Origin of the sequence: Bradyrhizobium sp. STM 3561 (genome assembly GCF_045571455.1) — a bacterium.
GTDB classification, from domain to species: domain Bacteria; phylum Pseudomonadota; class Alphaproteobacteria; order Rhizobiales; family Xanthobacteraceae; genus Bradyrhizobium; species Bradyrhizobium vignae.
Genome location: NZ_CP120695.1, coordinates 2,347,045 through 2,361,007, shown reverse-complemented (window position 1 = coordinate 2,361,007; position 13,963 = coordinate 2,347,045). Strand labels below are relative to the sequence as shown.

Genomic DNA, 13,963 nt, shown 5'->3' with positions numbered 1-13,963 from the left:
TCGGACGGCTTGGATCAGGCCTGCTGACCGGCGAGATGGCGGCCGGTGATGTAGCCGAAGGTCATGATCGGCCCGAGCGTGATGCCGGCGCCGGGATAGTTGCCGCCCATGATGGAGGCGCGATCGTTGCCGACCGCATAGAGCCCGGCGATCGCCGAGCCGTCCCGGCGCAGCACGCGGCCGACCACGTCAGTGGTCAAGCCGTCGAACGTGCCGAGATCGCCCATGATGATCTTCAGCGCGTAGTAAGGTCCGGCTCCGACAGGGGCGACGTTCGGGTTCGGCCTGTGCTCGGGATCGCCGAGATAACGGTTGAACGCCGTGCTGCCGCGCTTGAACGCGCGATCGACGCCGTCGACGGCGCCCGCATTGTACTCGCGCACCGTTGCTTCGAGGCCTTCGGGATCGAGACCCGCGGCAGCGGCAAGGTCCCGCAATGTCGCGCCGCGCTTGAGATAGCCGTTGCGCACGAAGGGTCCGACCGGCATCGGCGCCGGCTTGGCATAGCCGAGGCCGTATTTGCGGATGGTGGCGTGATCGCAGATCAACCACGCTGCGGTCTCCCTGGCGCCGACGCCGTCGGCGATCATCGCGGCGCCGACGTCGTGGTAGGATTCCGACTCGTTGGTGAAACGCCGCCCCTGCCGATTGACGGCGATCACGCCAGGCTTGTAGCGATCCACCAGATGCGGAAACACACCGGTGCGGTTCCCCAAGGGCACACGCGACACCGGCATCCAGGCCGCCGCATTCGGAAAGCGGATGTCGCAACTGCCGCCCTCCTCTTCCGCCATGCGGATGCCGTCGCCCGTGTTGGCCGAGGGCGTCGGCGACAGGTGCTCGCCGCCGCGGGCGAGGTGCGGATAGGCGCGCGCGATCCGCGCTTGGTCATGCGGAAATCCGCCGCTGGCGAGAACCACGGCGTGGCGCGCGGTGATTTCGTACGCGCCCCTGGCATCGCTGACGACCGCACCGGCGATCGCGCCGTTGCGGCTGATCAGCCGCTGCGCCGGAGTCGCCGTCAGCAGGGGGATCCCGAGATCGAAGACCGTCCTGGCGAGCCGCGCCGCCAGCGCGTTGCCGCTGGTGATCTTGACGCCGCGGCGATAGCGCGCGAGATCCCAGAGGTGGCTCGCAAGCCGCCTCGTCACGTACAGCGCCGATGGCAGCGAGCTGGTCACCCGAAAGAAGTGCTTCAGCTCATCGTTGGACGAGTTGAACATCATGCCGATGAAGGTGATAGTCTCGAGCGGCGGCCGCAGCCGTCGGATCTCCTCACCGAGGGCGCGGGCATCGTAGGGCGCCGCAGTGACCGAGCGGCCCAGCCTGGCGCCGCCTTCCACATCGGGGTGATAGTCGGGATAAGCCGACAGCACGAACTTCGCTTCGGTCTCGGTCTCGAAGAAGTCGAGCATGCGGGGACCGACATCGAGAAAGGCGTCGATCGCAGCATCGTCGAAATGGTTGCCGGTCTCGTTCTTGAGATAGGTGCGCGCGGCCTCCCTGCTGTCGCTCACGCCGGCGTCGCGGGCATGGCGGTTGCCGGGAATCCAGAGCACGCCGCCGGAGAAGGCCGTGGTGCCGCCGAAATAAGAATCCTTCTCGACGATGATCACGTCGAGCCCGCATTTTCGCGCCGTGATCGCGGTGGACATTCCGCCGGCGCCGGAGCCAACGACCAGCACGTCGCACGAGAGGTCGCGCCCTTGCCCTGACATTGCCGCTTCTCCCTCGTCCTCCCCTTGGCCTCGCGCAGCGTTGTTTGTCAGCTCTGCCGAGGCACGATCCTGGATAGACGCGGCGGCCGGCGCCGCCAATGGACGAACCCGCTTTTGTATTGTACTTTTCATGAGCGCAGTGCAGCAGCCCGCGGCCGACCGGAGGCCGCACGGAGGGAACGGAAGCGATGATCCCGCACTATTTTTTGTATGAGGAAGCGGCATCGGAGGTCGAGCCATCGTTCCTTCACATCGAGCCGATCCCCGTGCGCAGCGGCCGTCACAATTGGACAATCCGGACCCATACCCATCCCGACCATCACCAGATCCTGGTAATCAGCAAAGGCGGCGGCGCCATCGAGGTCGAGGGCACGAGCTGGGCGGTCTCGCCACCGGCCCTGATCATCATCCCGGCACTGACGATCCATGCGATCCGGTTCAAGCCCGGCACCGACGGCTATGTCATCACCGTGGCGCCGCCATTCCTGCGCTCTGCCCTCGACGGCGACGCCGACCTCGTCGACGCCTTTCGCCTGCCGGCGCGCTTCCTTCCGCAACAGATCGGCCGCGACGTCGACCTCGTCGGCCTGTTCGCCTCGCTCGAGCACGAGTTCGTCTGGTCGGCTCCCGGCCGCCGCACCGCCATCAAGGCCTATCTGCAGCTGCTCGCCGTGGCCGTGCGCCGGCTGCAGGAGCAAGAGCGGGTTCGCCCGATCTCCAGCGCGCGCGAGGCCGACACGGTGATCCGCTTTCGCGAGCTCGTCGAACGGCATTTTCGCGAGCATGCATCGCTCGATTTCTATGCGCGCAGGCTCGGCGTGACGACGGCCCGCCTCAACGCGTGCTGCCGGCTCACGACAGGCAAGTCGTCACTGGCCCTGATCAATGACCGGCTACTCACCGAGGCCAAGCGCAACCTGCTCTATTCGGACATGAGCGTGAACGAGATCGGCGCTGCGCTCGGCTACGCCGACCCGGGCTACTTCAACCGGTTCTTCTCGCGCAATGTCGGCCTGTCGCCCGGACGATTCCGCGACCGGCTGTTGTCCGACATGACGCGCGCCGCCGGTTGAGCCGGCATGGTGCCTTTAGCCGGCGAGAGAAAAGGCCAATCCATGTCGCTTGAGGGCCGCGGCGCCTTCGTCGAGATCATGGAGCGGACGGTCAGACAGGATCTCAAGGACGATCTGGCCTGCATAGCCCCGCCGCGTCAGGAGTCCCGCAATGGCCGCGAAATCGATCGCTCCCGAGCCGAGCGGATCATGCCGCCACTGCCCTTTCGGGGCATCGGACAAATGAACGATGCCGAGACGCGGCCACAGCACCTCGAGCCCATCGACCGGATCCTCGCCGATCGCAAAGGCGTTGGCGACATCGTAGATCACCGGCATGCTCGCATAACCGCCGGCATCGAGGAACGCCGAGATGTCGGCAGCGCTGGCGAGCAGCCCCTGCGGATGATTTTCGAGGATGATCGGCACGCCGGCGCGTTCCGCCTTGTCGTGAATGCGGGCGAAGGCGCCACGAAAGCTTGGCATCAATCGGTCGTTGGCCCTGGCAAGCAACGCATGCCGGCGGCCGGAGCCGACGCAGATCCAGCGCGCGCCCAGCTCGGCGGCGCGGTCGATCGCGGCCGCATATGATGAGACGGCAAAATCCACCACATCACGCGACGGGCTCGCGAGATTGATGTCGCTGCTGGCGAGATCGAGCGCCAGCAGCGACAGGTCGTGGCGCTCGATCAAAGCGCGAATGCGGCGCGTGCGAGCGGCATCCTCCCTCCAGGGATCGAAGTGCGGCGGCGTGGCCATCAGCTGAATGGCGCGATAGCCGGCGGCCGCGAGCCTTTCGATGGCCTCTTCGGCGATACAGTCCCAGGTGAATCCGAAGGTGTGGGCGCCGAGCACCGGGAGCGTCATGACGCCGTCCGATAAAGCTCGATGGTCCGCCGAATGCCGTCGCGCAAGGATGTCGCCGGCAAATCCGGAAAGACGCGCCGCAAATCGCCTTCGCCGATGTCCTCCGCGAATGGGAGCACGGGTCCGTCGATGCCGATCCTGGCCTCGGGCACAACGGCGCGCACGGCCGCAACGACCTCGTCGTTCGAAGCCACCTCGCCCGGCAGATTGAAGACGAGCGCACCGTCGGGTTCGCGACGGAGCGCGGCCTCGTAGGCCGCCACCACATCGTCGACGAGGACGAGACCCGCCGTCCCCACATAGGGAATGACGTAGGTCTCACGCCGCGCCGCCGCGCGGCAGGCGAGCGAGGGACCGGCGGTCATCCCGGTCTCCCGACCGAAGCCATAGACGATGTAGGGCCTGAAACCGATGCTGGCGATGCCGTGGTCTTCCCAATAGGCCCGCGCGCTGCCCTCACAGGCGAGCTTGAATGCGCCGTAATGGGTGATGGGGCGCGGCGTCGTCCCGTCATGTGGACCATAGACGCCGGCGCTGCTCGTGAAAACGATGCGGCGAATGCCGAACGCCTGGGCCGCATTGAATACGTTCAACGTGCCGATGAGATTGATCATCGCGCCGCGCACCGGATCGGCTTTGCAGGCCGGCGTCAGCACGCCGGCGAGATGGACAATGGCCTCGCAGCCTTCCGCCGCCGCACGCACCGCCTGCGCATCCGCGATATCGCCGATGCGCCACTCCATCGCAGCGGCCGAAACCCCGACGATGCGATCGAACTGCGCCGAACGCCCGACCGGCTCGAAGACGCGCAACTGATGGCCCTCCGCGGCCAACCGCCGCGCCAGCCAGGCGCCAATGAACCCGCCGCCGCCCGTGATCAGAATCTTCATGACGAGCTTCCGTGCTGATCAGGAACCGTGACCGAAGAAGCTCTCGCCCGGCCGCGCGACGCGGCCATAGAGCCCGGGCGAAGCCAGCGTCGCCATCGACAGCTCCTGCGCCGTCTGCAACAGCGCCGGCGCAAGCTCGAGCATGCGCTCCTCGGTCAGGCGGATGTGGGGACCCGCGATCACCACGGCGCCCGTCACCTCCCTGGTCTTGGGATGACGGATGGGAGCCGCGGTCGCGCTCATCCACGGCGTATAGGTCTGCACGCAGATGCTGACGCCGCGCTTGCGGGTCTGGCGCAGATATTTCAGCAGCGCCGGCCAGCTCTCCGGCGCACGCGGACCATAGTCCTTGCGCAGCCCGTAGCCCTGCTTCTCCACCAGCGCGCGCGCCTCCTCATCCGGCAGGCACGAGAGCCAGGCGTGACCGCTCGCCGAGCAGGACAGCCGCCCCACCTGCCCCATGTCCGGATCGTAGCGCAGGCCGGCAGGCGAGCCCTGCGCCTTGGCCACCCACACCAGCTCGCGCCCGTCGATCATGGCCAGACGCACGAGTTCGCCGCTCTCTCGTGCGAGGCGGTCCAACAACGGCTGGGCAAAATCCGTGATGCCACTGCCGGCGAGGAACGTGAAGGCGAGCGAGGCGATCTTGGCGGTGAGCTGGTAGGCGCCCTGCTCGCGCTCCTGCCTGACGTAACCATGCTCGATCAGGCTCGTCAGCACGCGATGGGTCGCGCTGCGCGGAATGTGCAGCGAATCGGCGATCTCGAACAGCTGCATGCCATGGGCATTGGTCGCGAGCAGCTCGAGCACGCCGAGCGTCCGCTCCAACAGCCCACTCGGCGCCTCGGCGGGATCCGGGTTTTTCAACATCAAGGCAGCATCCTGATTCACAATTGCATCTCCTGATCAGGTCGCACTATCTGACCGGTTTCGGCGGCTTTGTGAACCGCCATCGTGGCCCGCAAGGTCAGCATGCCGTCGCGCGCCGTGATCAGCGGCGCTTCTTCGGCGCGGACCACCCGCGCCAGATGATCGATCTGCGCAAGATAGGGATCGCCGCGCGTGAGGCCAATCTCGTCGCGCGAGATCGGAGCAAACCAGCTCTTGGCCGAGGCGTAGTGCCAATGTTCCAGCGTCGGCAGCGCCAGCGCGCCATCGGTGCCGCAGAGGAAATGCGTCTGCACCATAGCCGGCTGCGGCGGATAATTCGGGCTCTCGCCGCTGGCAAGATCCCAGCTCCACGGGCTCGCCGCGGTATCGCTGAGGCTCAGCGTCACCAGCGCCCCACCGGCAAGGCGGAGCAGGATCGCCGCGGAGTCTTCGACCTCGAAGCCGCGCACCGCGTTGGACGTGACGGCTTGCACGGAGGCGATCTCGCCGCAGAGATGCCGGATCAGGTCGATCTCGTGAATGAGGTTGATCAACACCGGGCCGCCCCCCGCCTCGCGACGCCATACCACGTCGAAATAATCCGGCGGCTTGTAGAAGGTTGCCAGCACCGTCGCATTGGTCAGGCGGCCGAGCGCGCCCTCGGCAATCATTGCACGCGCCCGGCGTGCGATCGGATTGTGGCGCCGGTGGTGCCCGACCAGAACAGGCACGCCCGCACGCTCCGAGGCCGCCGCAATCGCCGCCGCGTCGGCTAGCGTGCTGGCGACGGGCTTCTCGACCAGGGCCACGATGCCGCGCTCGATGCAGGCGATCGCAAACGCGCGGTGGGTCGCGTTCGGCGTGGCGATGATCGCCGCCTGCGGCTTCACCGCCTCCAACAGATCGCGCGCATCGCTGTAGCAGGGCACGCCAAGGCCTTCTGCATAAGCCCTTCCCGCGGCAGCGGGTTCGGCGATTGCGACGAGCCGGCAGCTCGTCGAACGGCGGATCGTCTCGCAATGGGCCCGTCCGATTGCGCCGGCTCCGATCACCGCCACCGCGACCTCTGTCATCTGCGTCCTCACGAATTGCCGTTGCTTCCGAGGCGGCTCTTAGCACGCCATGTCTGGAATTGGAATGGGATTCCAGTTTTTGATCTTTGATATTGGAATTCGATTCCAGTTGTGGTACGGCAGGCTCAAGAGCCGCTTGCACGGCCCGCCGGCAGCGACCGGCGCATGTCGGAACGGGAGGAAACAAATGACGGATCGGAAGACGACATCGGCCATGACGGGCTTGCGCATCGGCCGTCGCGGCCTGCTCCTCGGCGCAACCTCACTCGCGGCCTCACGCCTCGGCATGCCCTATATCGGCAATGCGGCCGCGGCCGAGCCGATCAAGATCGGAATGATCTGGGCGAAGACCGGTTCGATCGTCGACCAGGCCGAATATCTCGCCCAGGGCGGCATGCTCGCGCTGGAGCAGCGCAACAACACGCTGCTGGGACGGCCCGCGGAGATCGTCTGGCTGGACGAGCCCAATCCGCAGGGCGCGCAGCAGAGCGCGGAGCGTCTTGTCGGCGAGCAGAAGGTCGTCGGCATGGTCGGCGGCGCGCTGTCCTCCTTCGCGCTAGCGATCTCCTCGGTGGCCAAGAAGGCCAAGATCCCCTACGTCGCTGCCAATGCCGCCACCGGCGACCTCACCGGCAAGTCCTGCAACAAGTACACCTTCCGCCTTCAGCCTCCCGTCGACGTGCACGCGCGCATCCTCGCGCCCTACTGCGCCTCGATCGGCAAGAAATGGTACCTGCTGACGGCATCCTACGCGTTCGGCCAGGACATCAAGCGCGCCTTCACCGACTACATCACAGCCAATGGCGGCACCGTGGTCGGCGCCGACGAGGTCCCGGTCGGCACGCCGGACTATTCCTCGTTCATCCTGAAGATCCGCGCCGCCAAGCCCGACGTCGTGATCGGCGGCATCGCCGCGAGCGATCTCACCACCTTCCTCAAGCAGTGGAACGAGCTCGGCATGAAAGGCAAGATTCCCTTTGCCGAGATTTCGGTCGGCAACACCGACCTCTGGGGCGTCGGTCCCGAAGCGGCGGACGGGCTCTATACCATCACCTGGTGGTACAAGAATCCGAACAATTCGCCCGAGGAAAAGGCGATGGCCGCCGCCTACGAGAAGAAATACAACAGGCCGGCGGCTGACAAGGCCTGGATGGGTTGGCTCGGCATGAAGAGCCTTCTCGATTCCATCGAGATGGCGAAATCGACCGAGCCTGCTGCCATCGTGCAGGCGCTCGAGGGCTGGACGTATCGCCGCGGCGACCTGGATATCGGCTACCGCGATTTCGATCATCAAATGACGAGCCGGCTGCTGGTCGCCGGCATCCATCCCAAGATCACGGACAAATGGGACTATTTCGACGTCAAGGCCGAGTTGCCGAAGACGTCGGAGGATCTCGCCAAGGCCTTCGGCTCTGCCGGCGACAGCGCCTGCAAGATGGACACTCTCTGAGCCTTCCTTCCCTTGGAATGAGGCCGTGACGCAGGCCCCGCGCCTGCGCCATCGCCTCGCCCGATCCGAAACGGATGTCGCCATGCTCGACATGATCCTCTCGCAAGCCGTCAATGGCCTGGTGCTCGGCTTTCTCTACGTTCTGATCGCGATCGGGCTCTCGATCATTTTCGGGATGCTCGGCATCGTCAATTTCGCGCATGGGGCCTTCTTCGCCGTCGGCGCGTATCTCGCCTACGCCTTGAGCCGGGAGTTCGGCTGGTGGGCCGCACTCGCCGCACCGCTGTTGACCGGCATCATCGGCGTGATCGTGGAGATGACCCTGATCCGGCATCTCTACGGCAAGGAGCCGCTGCTCGGCCTGATCCTGACCTTCGCGCTCGCGCTGCTGGCGGAGGCCGTGCTGCGGCTGGTCTTCGGCGGCGCGCCCGTGCCCTTCGCCGCACCGAAATTCCTGGCCGGCTTCGTCGAATACGGCCCGATCCTGATCACCAGATACCGGATGTTCGTGCTGATCACGACCGCGGCGGTGCTCGTCGCGTTCTGGGCCTTCCTCGCCTACACGCCCTACGGCCGGATCATCCGCGCAGGATCGCGCGATCCGGAGATGGTGGGCCTGCTCGGCATCAATCTGCCGATCGTCTTCAGCGGCGTCTTCGGCATCGGCTGCCTGCTCGCCGGCCTCGGCGGACTGCTCGCCGCTCCGCTGTGGACCATCACGCCCTCGATGGCCGCCGGCGCGATCATGCCGGCCTTCGTGATCGTCACCATCGGCGGCCTCGGATCGTTTCTCGGCGCTGTCGTCGCCGGCCTCCTGGTCGGCATCACCACCGCGATGACCATCCAGTTCCAGCCGGAATGGTCGGGCGCGGCCATGTACATCCTGATGGCTGCCATTCTCCTCATCCGCCCGCGCGGGCTGTTCGGTGAACGCTGGGAGAGGTTCGAGTGAGACATCTCGCCATGTTGCGCCATCCGGCGCTCGTCACAGCGCTCGTTCTCGCCGCACTGACGGCCGTGTGGTCCCTGCTCGGCGCGCCGATCTCACTGATCACGCAGATCGCGATCTATACGCTCTACGGCGCCGGCGTGAACCTTCTCGTCGGCTATACCGGCCTCGTCCCGTTCGGTGCGTCGGTGTTCTTCGGTTGCGCGAGCTATGCGGCGGCCTTCTTCATCCTCGGCCGTTACGGCAACGATCTCGTCTCGCTGCTGCTTGCGACGGCCTTCTCCGCCCTGCTGGCGCTCGTGATCGGCGCCATCATCCTGCGCCGCAGGGGACTGTACTTCTCGCTCCTGACCCTGGCTTTCTCCCAGATCGCCTTCGAGATCGCCTTCAAATGGACCGCGGTGACCGGCGGCGAGAACGGCCTGCAGAGCGTCTATCGCACGAGCTTTGCCGGGCCGTGGTCGTTTCACGTCTTCGTGGTCGCGGCCACCGTGCTCTGCATCTGGCTGATGTGGCGGATCGCGCACTCGCCGTTCGGCCGCGTGCTGCAGGCACTGCGCGACAACGAGCAGCGGGCGAGCAGCCTCGGCTATGACGTCCACCGGTTCCGCCATGGCGCCCTGATCCTGACTGGCACCTTCGTCGGCTTCGGCGGCGGCCTGCTCACGCTGATGCTCGAAGGCGTGTATGCCAACAATCTGAGCTGGCAGCACGCCGGCGATTCCCTTCTGATGACCGTGCTCGGCGGCGTGCATCACGTGCTCGGGCCGCTGTGGGGCGCGATCGCCTTCATCCTGCTCGAGGACCGCCTGTCCGCGATCACCGAAAACTGGTGGCTGATCTTCGCGCCGATCCTGATGTTGTTCGCGCTGACCTCGCCGGAAGGAATCCAGGGCCTGTGGCAAAGGCTGTTCGGCCGCCAGCGCTGGACGCTGGTGCGTGCCGATATTCCGCCGCGTCCCGACGTCATTGCGCCCTTCGCGAGCAGCGCCAGCGGGCTCCACCGTGGCAAGCCGCTGCTGCAGACCATCGGGTTGAGCAAGAACTTCGGTAGCCTGGTGACGGCGAAGAGCATCGACCTCGACATCCATGGCGGCGTGCTCCACAGCATCATCGGGCCGAACGGCGCCGGCAAGACGACGTTCTTCAACATGCTGTCCGGCGCGCTTAAGCCGAGCGGCGGACGCATCGTGTTCGACGGCCGCGACATCACCCGCCTGCCGATGCATGTTCGCGCAAGACTCGGGATCGGGCGCTCGTTCCAGATCCTGTCGATCTTCCAGAACCTGACCGTGTTCGAGAACGTCCGGGTTGCCGTACAGGCCCAGCGCAAGGGATCGGGCCGGCTGCTCCGAGATGCCTATGCTCTCGAGGAGACCAACGCCAGGACCTGGTCGATCCTCGATGCCGTCGGCCTCGCGGATGTCGCGGCCGAACCCTGTGTCAACCTTCCGCACGGGGCGAAACGGCTGCTGGAGATCGGCATTACGCTCGCAATCGAATCCAGGCTGTTGCTGCTCGACGAGCCGCTCGCCGGCCTCGCCGAGGCCGATCGTGTCATCGTCGCCGATCTGATCCGGAAGCTTACGCAAACGCATGGCGTGCTCCTGATCGAGCACGACATCGACCGCGTTCTCGCGATCTCCGACCGCATCTCGGTTCTGCACCAGGGCCGGATGATCGCCGACGGCAGGCCAGCGGAGGTCGCCGCCAACCCCGACGTGGTCGCGGCCTATCTCGGCGCCGCCAGGGATGGCAGCCAGTCGCCGCCGCCCGCAATCGAGCGGATGGCCCACGCCAAGGCCCCGCTGCTGCTCGCGGCAAATGCGGTGTCGGCAGGCTACGGCGGCAGCACGGTCCTCGAGGCGGTTGATCTCGCCGTTCATGCCGGCGAGGCCGTCGCCCTGCTCGGCCGCAACGGCGTCGGCAAGACCACGCTACTGCGCAGCCTCAGTGGTACGCTCGCCATCTCCGGCGGCAGCATCGCGCTCGAAGGAACGCCGCTCGCGCGCCTCAAGCCCTACGAGATCAATCGCCTCGGCATCTCGCTGGTCCCCGAGGGACGCCGGCTGTTCCCCAACCTCACCGTCACCGAAAATCTGCAGCTTGCCGCGCGGCCGGGCGGCCTCGGGCTTGCGGAGGTGTTTGAGCTGTTCCCGCGCTTGCGGGAGCGCCGGTCCGCGAAGGCCGAAATGCTGTCGGGCGGCGAACGGCAGATGGTCGCGATCGCGCGCGCCCTCGTCGTGCCGAGCAAGCTGATCCTGCTCGACGAGCCATTCGAGGGCCTCGCGCCGGCCGTGGTCAAGGAAGTGATGGACGCGCTCGTCAAGCTGCGCGGCAAGGTCGCCATGGTCATCGTCGAGCACCACGCCGAGACCGTGCTGCCGATCGTCGACCGCGCCTACGTGCTGGTGAACGGCCAGATCGCCTTTGCCGGCGACGCGGAGATCCTGGAGCGGGATCATGAGTTGCAGGCGCGCCTGCTCGGCGTGGTCCAAGCCGAGACGGCACAGGCCCGCGGAGCAGCCTAACCGAGAAGAGAACAACAATGATCAGCCTGAACCTGACCGGCGCAACGCGCCTCAACATCATCGTCGGCGATCCCATCGCCCAGGTGAAATCGCCTGCCGGTGTGACGCAGGCTTTCGTCGACCGCGGCTATGACGCCATCCTGGTGCCGGTGCAGATCGACAACGACCACCTGAAAGCACTGCTGACGACCGCGACCGAGATCCGCAACCTCGACGGCGTCATCGTCACGGTCCCGCACAAATTCGCTTGCTACGAATTCTGTTCGAGCGCGACCGACCGCGCCCGCCTGCTCGGATCTGTCAACATCATGCGGCGGCGCCGCGAGGGGGGGTGGCATGGCGATCATGTCGATGGGCTGGGTTTCGTCGGGGCGGTGCGCGCCAGCGGCTACGATCCGGCCGGCAAGCGCGCCCTGCTGGTCGGCGCCGGCGGAGCCGGGTCGGCGATCGCCATGGCACTGGTCGAAACCGGCGTACGCACCCTCGCCATCCACGACAATGATGTGGCCCGGCGCGACCAGCTGATCGGAAAGCTGAAGACGCTGGGTAAGGCCGAGATCGGCCCGGGCTCCGCCGATCCGTCCGGCTTCGATCTCGTCGCCAACGCGACGCCGCTCGGCATGAAGGCCGGCGATCCGCTGCCGCTCGACGTGTCAAAGCTCAACGAACGTACGTTCGTCGGCTGCGTCATCACGAGCCCTGTGATCTCGCCGCTCGTTGAAGCAGCGCGCCGTCTCGGCTGCAAGACGTCGACGGGCAGCGAGATGTACAACGCGCTGCAGAGCTCGATGGTCGATTTCCTGCTTCAAAGCGACAGCTCGAGGTAACCGCCATGTTCAGGAACATCAACGAGATTTCCGACGGCGCGCCCTACGATCTGGTCGTGATCGGCTCCGGTGCCGCCGGGATGGCAGCCGCCCTGTTCGCCGCAATCGAAGGGCGCAAGGTCCTCCTGGTCGAGCGCACCGAATATGTCGGCGGGACCAGCGCGCTGTCGGCGGCAACCACGTGGGTGCCCAACTCCCACCATTCCAGGAGCGTCAACCCCCACGACAGCCGGGACAAGGCGCGCAAGTTCCTCGACGGCGTCGTCGGCAATCATTCCGCCCCGTCGATGCGCGAGGCCTTTCTCGACAGCGCGCCGGAAGCAATTGCGGCGCTCGAAGCCAACAGCGTGGTCAAGTTCCGCCCCTACGCCACCCATCCCGATTACGAGCAGCAGTTCGAGGGCGCCACCATGCGCGGCCGGGCGCTCGAGCCGGTGCCGTTCGACGGCCGCAGCCTCGGACCCGACCTCGACAAGATCCGCCCGCCGATCCCGGAGTTCACGATCTTCGGCGGCATGATGGTCGACCGCACCGACATCGGCCACCTGCTCGCGATCAGGAAATCGGCGCGCTCCGCGGCTCACGCTATCAAGATCCTCGCACATTATGCCGGCGATCGGCTCAGGGGCCGGCGCGGCTCGCGCCTGGTGATGGGCAACGCATTGATCGGTCGTTTCCTGGCGTCTCTGAATGCGCGCGGCGTCGAGATCCTGATCCGGACCGAGGTCCAGGATCTCGTGAGCGAGAACGGCACCGTCACCGGCGCGATCCTCAAATCGGGCGCCACGACCCGCCGCGTCGCGGCCACCAACGGCGTCGTGCTCGCGGCCGGCGGATTCAACCGGCATCCGCGACGCCGCGCCGAGCTATTGCCCCAGGGCGAAACGTACAGCCCTTCGGCGCCGGGACATACCGGCGCCATGCAGGACATCGCATTGCGGCTTGGCGCCCGGTTTGGCGAGGGCAATCTCGACAACGCCTTCTGGGCGCCGGTCTCGATCCGCAAGCGCGCTGACGGCAGCACGGCGAGCTTCCCGCATTTCGTCATGGATCGTAGCAAGCCCGGGACGGTCTGTGTCGATCAGACGGGACGACGCTTCGTCAACGAATCCGTCTCCTATCACCTGTTCGGACGCGCGATGTTCGAGCACAACAAGCAGGTGCCGTGCATCCCCTGCTTCATCATCACCGACGCGGTCGGGCTCTCGAAATACGGTCTCGGCATGGTGCGGATGGGCACGCGCGACCTCACGCCTTATCTTGCCGACGGCTACCTGATGGAAGGCGCCAGTATCGCCGACCTCGCCGCCAGGATCGGCGTGCCGGCGGCCAGTCTCGAAACGACGATCGCGGCGATGAACCGCTATGCCGCAAGCGGCGTCGATCCCGACTTCGGCCGCGGCACCACGGCCTATCACCGCGTCAATGGCGATGCATCCATCGGGCCCAATCCGACGCTGGGTCCGATCTCGACCGCGCCCTACTATGCCGTGCGGCTCTATCCCGGCGACATCGGGGCGGCCACAGGTCTCGTCATCAACGAATGGGCGCAGGTCACGCGCGCCGACGGCACTGCGATCGCGGGCCTCTATGCCTGCGGCAATGAGGCCAATTCGATCATGGGCGGCACCTATCCCGGGCCCGGCATCACCATCGGTCCTGCCATCACGTTCGCCTACCGCGCAGTGCGGCACGCCGTCGGCGCGGCCCAGGCACGGCGCGCAGCGTGATCCGGA

The 13,963-nt window shown here is 66.4% G+C and carries 11 protein-coding genes; 6 read left to right on the top strand and 5 right to left on the bottom strand.

Annotation, left to right across the window (positions count from 1 at the left end; translation table 11 throughout):
* Positions 1-14: 14 nt before the first annotated feature.
* Positions 15-1,718 (bottom strand): FAD-dependent oxidoreductase, encoded by a 1,704-nt coding sequence (locus tag P6U28_RS10780; RefSeq protein WP_122403647.1) that lies wholly within the window; start codon positions 1,716-1,718, stop codon positions 15-17.
* A gap of 188 nt (positions 1,719-1,906) precedes the next feature.
* Between P6U28_RS10780 and P6U28_RS10775 the strand changes: the two genes are divergently transcribed.
* Positions 1,907-2,791, top strand: coding sequence for a helix-turn-helix domain-containing protein (locus P6U28_RS10775; RefSeq protein ID WP_122403648.1), 885 nt, complete (start codon positions 1,907-1,909; stop codon positions 2,789-2,791).
* Between the two features lie 15 nt (positions 2,792-2,806).
* Here P6U28_RS10775 and P6U28_RS10770 read toward each other — a convergent pair whose 3' ends face one another.
* Genes P6U28_RS10770 through P6U28_RS10755 form a run of 4 tightly spaced genes read right to left on the bottom strand, consistent with a single transcriptional unit; the run spans position 2,807 to position 6,470 of the window.
* Positions 2,807-3,637, bottom strand: coding sequence for a sugar phosphate isomerase/epimerase (locus P6U28_RS10770; protein WP_122403649.1), 831 nt, complete (start codon positions 3,635-3,637; stop codon positions 2,807-2,809).
* Entirely contained in the window at positions 3,634-4,527 is an 894-nt protein-coding gene (locus tag P6U28_RS10765) for an NAD(P)-dependent oxidoreductase (protein ID WP_122403650.1), read from the bottom strand. The genes P6U28_RS10770 and P6U28_RS10765 overlap by 4 nt, the downstream gene beginning before the upstream one ends.
* A gap of 18 nt (positions 4,528-4,545) precedes the next feature.
* The gene (locus tag P6U28_RS10760; RefSeq protein ID WP_162500311.1) at positions 4,546-5,397 is read right to left on the bottom strand and encodes an IclR family transcriptional regulator; all 852 of its coding nucleotides are present in this window, start codon (positions 5,395-5,397) and stop codon (positions 4,546-4,548) included.
* 17 nt (positions 5,398-5,414) lie between these two features.
* Positions 5,415-6,470 carry a Gfo/Idh/MocA family protein gene (locus P6U28_RS10755; protein WP_162500312.1) on the bottom strand — a complete coding sequence of 352 codons (1,056 nt, stop codon included), beginning with the start codon at positions 6,468-6,470 and terminating at the stop codon, positions 5,415-5,417.
* 187 nt (positions 6,471-6,657) lie between these two features.
* On the opposite strand from P6U28_RS10755, the gene P6U28_RS10750 reads away from it, so the two are divergent.
* The 5 genes from P6U28_RS10750 to P6U28_RS10730 are packed head-to-tail and all read left to right on the top strand — an operon-like array spanning position 6,658 to position 13,957.
* Complete coding sequence (locus P6U28_RS10750; RefSeq protein WP_122403652.1) at positions 6,658-7,920, top strand: ABC transporter substrate-binding protein; 1,263 nt, start codon at positions 6,658-6,660, stop codon at positions 7,918-7,920.
* 25 nt (positions 7,921-7,945) lie between these two features.
* Positions 7,946-8,872 (top strand): branched-chain amino acid ABC transporter permease, encoded by a 927-nt coding sequence (locus P6U28_RS10745; RefSeq protein WP_407122194.1) that lies wholly within the window; start codon positions 7,946-7,948, stop codon positions 8,870-8,872.
* A complete protein-coding gene (locus P6U28_RS10740) occupies positions 8,869-11,400 on the top strand; it encodes a branched-chain amino acid ABC transporter ATP-binding protein/permease (RefSeq protein WP_244607668.1) in 2,532 nt (843 codons plus the stop codon). The genes P6U28_RS10745 and P6U28_RS10740 overlap by 4 nt, the downstream gene beginning before the upstream one ends.
* Positions 11,401-11,417: 17 nt before the next feature.
* The gene (locus tag P6U28_RS10735; RefSeq protein WP_122403654.1) at positions 11,418-12,227 is read left to right on the top strand and encodes a shikimate dehydrogenase; all 810 of its coding nucleotides are present in this window, start codon (positions 11,418-11,420) and stop codon (positions 12,225-12,227) included.
* A 5-nt stretch (positions 12,228-12,232) separates the two neighbouring features.
* Positions 12,233-13,957, top strand: a complete 1,725-nt coding sequence (locus P6U28_RS10730; RefSeq protein ID WP_122403655.1) for an FAD-dependent oxidoreductase — start codon at positions 12,233-12,235, stop codon at positions 13,955-13,957.
* The last annotated feature ends 6 nt before the right edge of the window (positions 13,958-13,963 follow it).